Annotated in this window: 7 protein-coding genes; 4 read left to right on the top strand and 3 right to left on the bottom strand. The window is 73.2% G+C overall.

What is annotated here, in order from left to right; translation table 11 throughout:
- The first annotated feature begins 150 nt into the window (after positions 1–150).
- From AB1460_RS07555 to AB1460_RS07545, 3 genes are all read left to right on the top strand, one after another.
- Complete coding sequence (locus tag AB1460_RS07555; protein ID WP_368959877.1) at positions 151–939, top strand: SCO1664 family protein; 789 nt, start codon at positions 151–153, stop codon at positions 937–939.
- A gap of 233 nt (positions 940–1,172) precedes the next feature.
- Positions 1,173–2,456, top strand: a complete 1,284-nt coding sequence (mshC, locus tag AB1460_RS07550; protein ID WP_368959876.1) for a cysteine--1-D-myo-inosityl 2-amino-2-deoxy-alpha-D-glucopyranoside ligase — start codon at positions 1,173–1,175, stop codon at positions 2,454–2,456.
- A 3-nt stretch (positions 2,457–2,459) separates the two neighbouring features.
- Positions 2,460–3,701: a hypothetical protein gene (locus tag AB1460_RS07545; RefSeq protein WP_368959875.1), complete on the top strand. Its 1,242-nt coding sequence runs from the start codon at positions 2,460–2,462 to the stop codon at positions 3,699–3,701.
- 34 nt (positions 3,702–3,735) lie between these two features.
- Here AB1460_RS07545 and AB1460_RS07540 read toward each other — a convergent pair whose 3' ends face one another.
- Entirely contained in the window at positions 3,736–4,578 is an 843-nt protein-coding gene (locus AB1460_RS07540; RefSeq protein WP_018635697.1) for a PAC2 family protein, read from the bottom strand.
- 404 nt (positions 4,579–4,982) lie between these two features.
- Between AB1460_RS07540 and AB1460_RS07535 the strand changes: the two genes are divergently transcribed.
- Positions 4,983–5,705: an HAD family hydrolase gene (locus AB1460_RS07535; RefSeq protein WP_368959874.1), complete on the top strand. Its 723-nt coding sequence runs from the start codon at positions 4,983–4,985 to the stop codon at positions 5,703–5,705.
- A gap of 56 nt (positions 5,706–5,761) precedes the next feature.
- Here the strand turns inward: AB1460_RS07535 and AB1460_RS07530 are convergent, their stop codons facing one another.
- Positions 5,762–8,290 (bottom strand): ABC transporter permease, encoded by a 2,529-nt coding sequence (locus tag AB1460_RS07530; protein WP_368959873.1) that lies wholly within the window; start codon positions 8,288–8,290, stop codon positions 5,762–5,764.
- 3 nt (positions 8,291–8,293) lie between these two features.
- Entirely contained in the window at positions 8,294–9,493 is a 1,200-nt protein-coding gene (locus AB1460_RS07525) for an ABC transporter ATP-binding protein (protein ID WP_368959872.1), read from the bottom strand.
- Positions 9,494–9,513 lie beyond the last annotated feature (20 nt).

Genomic DNA, 9,513 nt, shown 5'->3' with positions numbered 1-9,513 from the left:
CTCGTGGGCTGGGAGGTGTGTTTAAGGGAGAGGCCAGGCCCCGAGCGAGGACGAGATCGTCGGCGGCGGCGCCGGTGTCGTGCCGGTGACGGGGGCCGCATCGGGCGGCCCCGTTCCACCCGTGCCGTCCGCGACGTCCAGACTGGAGGCGTGAGCCTGTCCTCGGCCGGTCCCGACCCAGGAAGCAACGGTCCGCCCGGTCCGCTCGACCCGCTCGACGGCGGCGGGCTCGGCGCGGCCGAGGCGCTGGAGCTGCTCCGCTGCGGCGAGCTCGAGATCTCCGGGCGGCTGGTGGACGCGAGCAACGCGACACTGCTGTGCGAGATCCACGCGGGCGGGTCCGAGGCGCGCTGCGTCTACAAGCCGGTGCGCGGCGAACGGGCGCTGTGGGACTTCCCGGACGGCACACTGGCCGGCCGAGAGCTCGCCGCCTACGAGGTCTCCGAGGCGATGGAGCTGGGGATCGTGCCGCCCACCGTGCTGCGGCCGGGCCCGTTCGGCGAGGGCATGGTCCAGCTCTGGATCGATGTCGACACGACCGTGGACCTCGTCGCACTCACCCGCTCGGACGATCCGCGGCTGCGGCGCATCGCCCTGTTCGACGCGGTCATCAACAACGCCGACCGCAAGGGCGGCCACCTGCTGCCCGCGCCGTCCGGGCGGGTCTACGGCATCGACCACGGTGTGACGTTCCACACCGATGACAAGCTGCGCACACTGCTGTGGACGTGGCGGGGCGAGCGGCTCACCACCGCGGAGACCGCACTGCTCCGTAGCCTGAGTGGATCCCTCGATGCGGACCTCGGAGAGCGGCTGGCGCCACTGCTCACCACCGCGGAGATCTCCGCCGTCCACGCCCGCGTCGAGCGCCTGCTGAGGCGGCGCCGCTTCCCGATGCCCTCAGCCGACTGGCCCGCCATCCCCTGGCCGCCCTTCTAGGGCCCTGACCGGCCCGGACGCACCTTTGTGGACCCACCCGGCCGCCTCCGGGCCGCCACCGGGCGGCCTCCGGTCGCGGTGGCGGGCCGGCCGGGCCCACCCTGGCTCCGCTTCCACGGACCTTCCCGGCGGTCCGAACCTGTCCGGCTCCGCCGGCTCGCCCCGACTGTGCGGGCTGTCCAGGCTGCGCAGCTTGTCCCGCAGCCGCCAGCGCCCCGGTTACCCTGACACGCATGGACGCGTGGCCCTCTCCCCAGCTGCCCCGGCTTCCCGGACAGGGTCGCGACCTTCGCGTTCTCGACACCGCCCATGGCGAGGTGCGGCCACTGGCACTCGGGCCGACGGTCCGGCTCTACGTCTGCGGGATCACCCCCTACGACGCCACCCACCTGGGGCACGCCTTCACCTACCTGACGTTCGACCTGCTGCAGCGCGCGGTCCGTGATGCCGGGCACACGGTGCGATATGTGCAGAACGTCACGGATGTGGACGACCCGCTGCTCGAACGCGCCGAGCGCGACGGGGTCGACTGGCAGGACCTCGCCCGCCGCGAGATCGAGCTGTACCGCGCCGACATGACCGCACTGCGCATCCTCCCGCCGGACCACTACGTCGGCGTCGTCGAGGCCGTGCCGCTCATCGTCGACATGGTCGCCCAGCTGGTCGAACGCGGCGCCGCCTATCCGGTGCAGGGCGACCTGTACTTCTCCGTCGCCGCCGCGAAGGACTTCGGCCAGGTCGCCGGCCTGGACGCGGCTCAGATGCTGACCGCCTGCGCCGAGCGCGGCGGGGACCCCGACCGGCCGGGCAAGAAGGACCCGCTGGACCCGCTGCTGTGGCGCGCGGAGCGGCCCGGCGAGCCGTCCTGGCCGTCGCCGTTCGGGCCGGGCCGGCCGGGCTGGCACGTCGAGTGCTCCGCCATCGCCCGGCACTACCTCGGCGCGACCATCGACGTCCAGGGCGGGGGCAGCGACCTCGCGTTTCCGCACCACGAGTGCAGCGCCGCGCACGCCGAGGTCGCGAACGGCGCCTGGCCGTTCGCGCGTGCCTACGTGCACGCCGCCATGGTCGGGCTCGACGGGCACAAGATGTCGAAGTCCAGGGGCAATCTGGAGTTCGTCTCGCGGCTGCTGGCGAACGGGGTGGCGCCGGCCGCGATCCGGCTGGCGCTGCTGCGCCACCATCACACCGAGGAATGGGAATGGACCCCGGGCGCCCTGCCCGCGGCCGAGCGGGCCCTGGAGCGATGGCGGGCCGCCGCGGCACTGCCACCCGCGTCCACGCCGGACACGAGGTCCGTGCTCGCCGACGTCCGGGCCCGGCTCGCGGACGGGCTCGACGCTCCGGGCGCCGCCGCCGCCGTCGACGCCTGGGCTGCTGCCGCGCTCGCGGCGGATGGCGCGGCGGGCAGGGGGAGCGCTGGCGGTACGGCTGTGCCGGAACAGGTAACCGTCCGCGATATCGTCGATGCGTTGCTCGGCATTGATCTTGGTTCTGTTCTACCGAGAGGAACCTAGCCGATGGGGGCGCACCACCGCCGGGACGAGCCCGGCGCCGCCATGGAACGACCGGCCTTCGACCAGGTTGCCCAGGGGTACGACCCCCGCCAGGTCGATGACTATCTGGGTGTCCTGTGGCGGTACGCGAGCGAGGTGACGTCCCGGATGGCGGCGGCGGAGTCCGCGCTGCGCCACGAACGTGACCGCCGTGAGGCGGAGGCACGGCTCGCCGGGGGAGCGTCCGCCCAGGCCGGTGGGCGGATCGGCCTCATGCTGGAAATCGCCCAGCGCGAGGCCGACGACATCATCGCCGGCGCGCGGCAGATCGCGCAGTCCGCGCTGGAGGAGGCGGTGGCCGAGGCCGGCGCCAACCACCCGATCGTGCGTGAGGCCCGGGAGCAGGCCGAGAAGCTGCTCCTCGACGCGGTCGAGGAGAGCCGCCGGCTCGCCCTGGCCCGGCACGAGGACGTCGAGACGGAGATCGCCCGCGGGACGCACTCGCTGGAGGCGCTGCGCCGCCAGCAGGGTGAGATCGTCGGAGCTGTCCTGCGGCTGCGTCGCCTCCTCGGCGAGGACGAGATCGACCGCGCCGTGACCGACCTGGTCCGAGCCGGGCTGACACCCGACGGACTCGACGATGCTGGCCCCCCGGGCACCTCAGGCGGCGGCATCCCCACCGCGGCTCCCGGCACCGGTGCTCCCGGCGCTGGTGTGCCAGGTGCTGGTGTGCCAGGAACCAGCGCACCCCGCGCTGGCACGCCGCGCAGCGGCGCGTCGGGCCTGGGCCCTCAGGGCGCCGGTCCGCAGCATTCCGGTCCACAGCCTTCGGGCCGGCAGCAGTCCGGTCCGCCGAGCTCCGGCTCGGAGGGTGCCGGTGCGCAGGGTCCCGGTGCGCCTTCGGCTGGCTACAGCGCCGCCGGCCAGGCGGAGGCCGCGGCCGACGGCTGGCGGGCTGACGGATTCGCGGCCAGCGGCGTGCGGGCCGCTGCCGCCGGCGCGCGCGCATCCGGCACCGCGGCTGACACGAACCGGCGCGGGCCGGGCCGGCACCGCCAGCAGCGCGACGTCCCCGACGCCGAGCCGTACCCGGTGGCGGAGCCCTACCCGACTGCGGAGGTGGCCGACGGGTACGTGCCCGCGGGCACGGCCAGCGCCGGCGCCGGCGCCCCCGCGGGGCCCGTGCCCGTGCCGCGCATGACCGCCACGGGCTACCGCTCGCCCCGCGAGGACGACATCCTCGACGCGGAGATCGTGGAGGACTGACGTCCGGCGTGGTGACCGCCGCCCGCCGCGGCGGTCACTCGCCGCGGCGGCGCAGGTAGCGCTCGAACTCCCGGGCGATGGCGTCGCCGCTGGCCTCCGGCAGTGCCGTCTCCGGCTCGCGGGACTCCAGCGAGCGGACGTACTCGGCGACCTCGGTGTCGCCGGCGGCGAGCTCGTCGACCTGCCGCTCCCAGGCCTTCGCCTTGTCCGGCAGCTCCCCCAGCGGGATCTCCATGTCGAGGAGGTCCTCTACCCGGCGCAGCAGCGCGAGGGTGGCTTTCGGGCACGGCGGGTTCGCCACGTAGTGCGGTACCGCCGCCCAGAACGACACCGAGGCCAGCTCTGCGCGGGAGCAGGCGTCCGCGAACACGCCGACGATGCCGGTCGGCCCCTCGTAGCGGGACGCCTCCAGCCCCAGCCGGGCAGCGGTGGCCGGGTCCCCGGCAGTGCCGCTGATCGGCACGGGTCGCGTGTGCGGCGAGTCGGCGAGCAACGCGCCGAGCGTGATGACCATGTCACTGCCCAGCGCGTGCACAGCCTCGATGAGCTCGTCGGTGAAGCCGCGCCAGCGCATGTTCGGCTCCAGACCGCGGACGAGCACGAGATCGGAGTCCGACTTCGCCGGCCGGGCGACCGACAGCCGCGTCGTCGGCCAGGCGATCTTGCGTGAGGCGCCGTCGGTCCCGCTGACCGTCGGGCGGTTGACCTGGAAGTCGTAGTAGTCGTCGGGGTCGATCGCACCGATCACCCGAGCGCCGAAGACGTTCTCCAGGTGCTCCACGGCAGCCGACGATGCGTCGGCGGCGTCGTTCCACCCCTCGAAGGCGGCCACGACGACCGGCGACCGTAGCTGGCCGACGCCGGAGAACTCGATCACCTACCACCTCCTGCCGCCTCGTGGCGGCCCCCAGCCCCCGTGTCAGGGCAACGGTACGTCCTCGCCGAATGCGAGAGCGTCTGCCGTCCAGTCTGCCGCGTGATCGCAACCTCCGCCTCAAGGGCAGGAACAACCCTGGCCCTGTGACCTGTCTACCGGGCCTGGTCGCTCCGTGACGTCGGTGTCCCGTCGGAGAGGTTATGCCGGGCAGGACCCCCACGGGTGATGTCGGGTATGTGCAGCCTGCCATCGACCCCCGGACGGCCCCGCCCGGGGCGGCGTCCTGCGTACCGCCAGCAGTGCCGGTAGTACCGCCCGGTACCCTGCCAGAGTGCGCCCGATCCGGCCCCGGCGCCGGTCACGCACCCGCGGCCGGCCGGCTCCCTCCGGAGGAGGACATCGGCGTGAGTGACCTGCCGGCGGCGGTCCTGTTCGACATGGACGGGCTGCTCGTCGACACCGAACCGCTGTGGACGATCGCGGAGCACGAGGCCGCCGCCCGGCTGGGCCGGGAGTTCACCCCGGCGATGAAGGAAGCCATGATCGGGCACGGTATCGACACCGCCGTCCCGATCATGGTGGCGATGCTGGGCTGCCCCGCGTCGGAGGAGCCCGCCGTCGCCGACTTCCTGGTCCGCCGCTCCGCGGAGCTGTTCCGGGAGCCAGGGGCGATCGTGCCGCAGCCCGGCGCGGCCGAGTTGCTGGCCGTGGTCGCCGCGGCCGGAGTGCCGACCGCGCTGGTCTCGTCGTCCTACCGGGCGCTCGTCGACCCGGTCGTCGCCCTGCTCGGCGCGCGTCACTTCACCGTGACCGTCGCCGGTGACGAGGTGGCACGCCGCAAGCCCTACCCGGACCCGTACCTGGCGGCGGCCCGTCTGCTTGGCGTCGACCCGGCAGCCTGCGTCGTGCTCGAGGACAGCCTCACGGGGGCGGCAGCCGGCATGGCGGCCGGTTGCGTGACGGTCCTGGTGCCGTCGATGCCGCTGCCGGCCGGAGGCGGGAGCACCGCCGCCGGCGGGCCGGTGAGCCACGCGCGGGTCGCCAGCCTGCACGACGTCGACCTGGGGATGCTCGCGGCGCTGGTCCAGCACCGCGGCGCCACACTGTCGGGGGGAACGTCCGGCTAGGGCCGAACCCTGTCGGGCACGGCACCAGGCCCGCCGGTCACCACCAGGCCCGCCGGTCAGGTGGTGGCGATCGCGCGCAGGATGTCCATCCGCGCGGCGCGGCGGGCTGGGAAGACCGCGGCGAGCACGCCCAGCACCGCGCCGACGATCATCACGGCGATGATGGTGCGGACGGGATAGGCGAACGTCGTCACCCCCTGGCTCTCGAGCGCCCCGGTGAGCGCCCAGCCGAAGAAGCTGCCGACCAGCACCCCCATCACCGCACCGAAGACCGCGATGATGACGGACTCCACGATGACCATCAGCCGCATCTGCGGCCGGGTCATCCCGACCGCCCGCAGCATGCCGATCTCCCGGGTCCGTTCGATCACCGAGAGAGCCAGGGTGTTCACGATGCCGAACAGGGCGATCACCACGGCCAGCGCCAGCAGGACGTAGACGAACCCGAGGAACTGGTCGACCTGTTTCTCCTGCTCGGCGACGAACTCCGTCTGGTCGAGCACCTGGATGTTGCCGAACGGCTCCGTCACCTTGTCGATCTCCGCGCGCACCGCGGCCGGGTCGGCACCGTCTGCCATCGTGACCATCACGAACAGGTCGAGGTTGTTGCTGGAGTGCTTCTGGTACTCGCTGGTCGCGATGATCGCGGGCCCGGCGATAGGGCTCTCCTCGTAGGTGCCGACGAGCGTCAGGTTCTTCGGCCCGTCCGCGAACGTCACCGGCACCGGCGCACCGACCTGCAGGCCCTGCTCCTCGGCGGTCGTCTCGTCGATCAGGACCGAACCCTCGGCCAGGGCACGGATGTCACCGGCGACCTGCCTGATGGCCAGCGCCTGGAGGAGGCCGGCCGGATCGCCGGCCAGGACGGAGCTGTCCTCCGCCCCGATCTTGATCGGGCTGCCGCGAACCCCGGTGGAGGTGGCCACGCCGGGCGCCCCCTTCAGGCCCGCGGCGACCTCCGGGCTGAAGCTGGCGAAGTTCGCCCCGCTCACGTAGAAGTCGGCACCCAGGCTGCTCGACACCGTCTCGCGCACGGACTGCTTGATCGACTGCCCGAGCACGGCGAACGCGCTCACCAGGGCAAGGCCGATCATCAGCGCCGAGGCGGTGGAAGCGGTCCGCCGCGGATTGCGGATGGCGTTCTCCTGCCCGAGCCGGCCGGTGGTCCCGAACACGGCGCGCAGCGGGACGCCGACGACCCGGCTGACCGGCGGGGCGAAGAGCGGCGACAGGGTGGCGATGCCGAGGAAGACGAAGGCCGCCCCGGCGCCGACCGCGCTGGCGTTCGGTGTCTCCCCCCGGGCGAGACCGCCCACCACGAGGAGCGCGCCGAGCGCGGTCAGCACACCGCCACCGATCGCCCGGGTACGCAGCGAGCGGCTGGGCAGCACGTAGGTCTCCCGCATCGCGGCCACCGGTGGCACCGACGCCGCCTTGCGGGCGGGGATGAACGCGGCCAGGCCGGTGACGAGCACGCCGATCGCGTAGGCGATGATGATCGTCCGGGCCTGGAACACCAGGCTGCCGGAGGGCAGCGAGACTCCGAAGGCCCCCACGGCCGCGCGCAGCCCCACCGCCAGGAGCGCTCCGAGCAGCAGCCCGAGGGTGGCGCCGACGAAGCCGACGATCATCGCCTCGAGCTGGACGGAGAGCTGCACCTGGAACCGGCTGGCGCCGATCGCGCGCAGCAGCGCCAGCTCGCGGACGCGCTGCGCGACCAGCATCGTGAACGTGTTGAAGATGATGAACGCGCCGACGAACATCGCGATGCCGGCGAAGACCAGCAGGAAGGTGGAGAAGCCCCCCACCGCGTCCTGCACCACGTTGGCGCTCTCCTCGGAGAGCTCCACGCCGGTGATCGCCTCGACATCGGCCGGGAGGACTGCCGCCACCCGGCTCCGCAGCTCCTCCTGGGTCAGTGATCCGGCGGCCGCGAGACTGATCGAGCTGAACTGGTCGGGTGCGCCCATCAGCCGCTGGGCCGTCGGAGTGTCGAACAGAGTGACGACGGCGCCGCCCATGGTGTCCTGGTCGGCGATCCGGAAGGTACCGACGAGAGTGAACTCCTCGGGCTCGACGGCTGTCTGGACGGACAGCCGCTGCCCGAGTGTCAGGTGGTGCTTGTCGGCGGTCGCCTTGTCGACGGCGATCTCCTGACCGGTCGGCGCCCGGCCCTGCGCGATCTCCTCGGAGCTGGTCGGGGAGTCACCGGTCCAGTTCGTCCCGATGCTCGGCGGGCCGCCGCCGCCCAGTGGCTCGTCCGACGCCGGGTCGATGAGGTCGGCCTGGCCGCGGACCACACCGGTCGCGGCCGCGACGCCGTCCACTCCGGTCAGCGTCGGGATCAGCGAGGCCGGGACGGGTAGCCGATCCGCCTGGCCACCGGTACCGACGGCGTTGACCTTCCGCACCGAGACGCTGACGTTCTTGTTGATGTCGGCGAAGAGGGTGTCGAAGGTGCGGTTGAGCGTGTCGGTGAGGACCAGGGTGCCGGTGACGAAACTGACACCGACCACGACCGCGAGGGCCGACAGCATGAGCCGGATCTTGCGGGCCAGCAGGCTCCGCAGTGTGGCGCGCAGCATCCGTCAGGCCCACTCGCCCCGATGGAGGTGGCTGGTCTCGCCGCCGTGGCCGGGTGCCCGCCCGCCGCCGTGGCCGGGTGCCCGCCCGCCGCCACGACCGGAACCCCGCCCGTGGTCGCGGTAGGCGTGGGCCTGCGGGACGTCCTGCGGGGGGCTCCCGGCCGGGTAGCCGCCGGTGGCGTAGCCGTCGTGCTCGCCGTACTCGGGGGCATAGCCCGCGGGCGCGTACCCTGCGGTGCCGGTGGGGTACTCGCCGTGGTCGGCGTACTCCTCACCTCCATAACCCCCTCGGCCGGTGTAGTCCGGGGCGTGGGCGTCGCGCGGCCCTCGGGGCCGGGGGGGCACCGGCTCGTAGTCGTCGTCCTCGTAGTCGTCCTCGGCGTCGTGCTGGTCGTGCTCGGCGTCGGCCCCCCCGCGGGCCACCGCGTCGAGGTTCTTCATCCGGTCGAGCACCGCATCCGGGGTCGGGTCGGCCATCGCGTCCACGAGGCGGCCGTCCGCCAGGAAGATCACCTCGTCGGAGTACGACGCGGCTGTCGGGTCATGGGTGACCATCACGATGGTCTGGCCCAGCTCCCGCACCGAGTCGCGCAGGAACGACAGCACCTCCGAGCCCGACCGGGAGTCGAGGTTCCCGGTCGGTTCGTCGGCGAAGATGATCTCTGGGCGGGTGACCAGCGCGCGGGCGCAGGCGACCCGCTGCTGCTGGCCTCCGGAGAGCTCGGGTGGCCGGTGCGCCAGCCGCTTCTCCAGCCCCACGGCCTCGACGACCATCCGCATCCACTTCTTGTCCGGCCGGCGGCCCGCGATGTCGAGCGGCAGCGTGATGTTCTCCGCCGCGGTGAGTGTGGGCAGCAGGTTGAACTGCTGGAAGATGAAGCCGATCCGGTCCCGGCGCAGCTGCGTGAGCTGCCGGTCGCCCAGCCGGGAGAGGTCGACGTCACCGATGAAGACCCGGCCGGTGGTCACCGGGTCCAGCCCGGCGAGGCAGTGCATGAGCGTCGACTTTCCCGAGCCGGACGGGCCCATGATCGCCGTGAACCGGCCGTAGGGGAAGGTCAGGTCGATGCCGCGCAGCGCTGTGACCGCGGTGGCGCCCGACCCGTAGACCTTGGTCAGCCTGGATGCGCGTGCGGCGGACCCACGCCTGCGGGCGGCACCGCCACGGGGCTCGTGGTGGTCCGATGCGGGGCGTCGGGCCATGTCGTTCCTCCCAGTCGCGA

The sequence above is a fragment of the Parafrankia sp. FMc2 genome, assembly GCF_041008525.1.
GTDB lineage: Bacteria > Actinomycetota > Actinomycetes > Frankiales > Frankiaceae > Parafrankia.
Note: the sequence above shows the minus strand (reverse complement) of the source record. Positions and strands in the feature narration are given on the sequence as shown.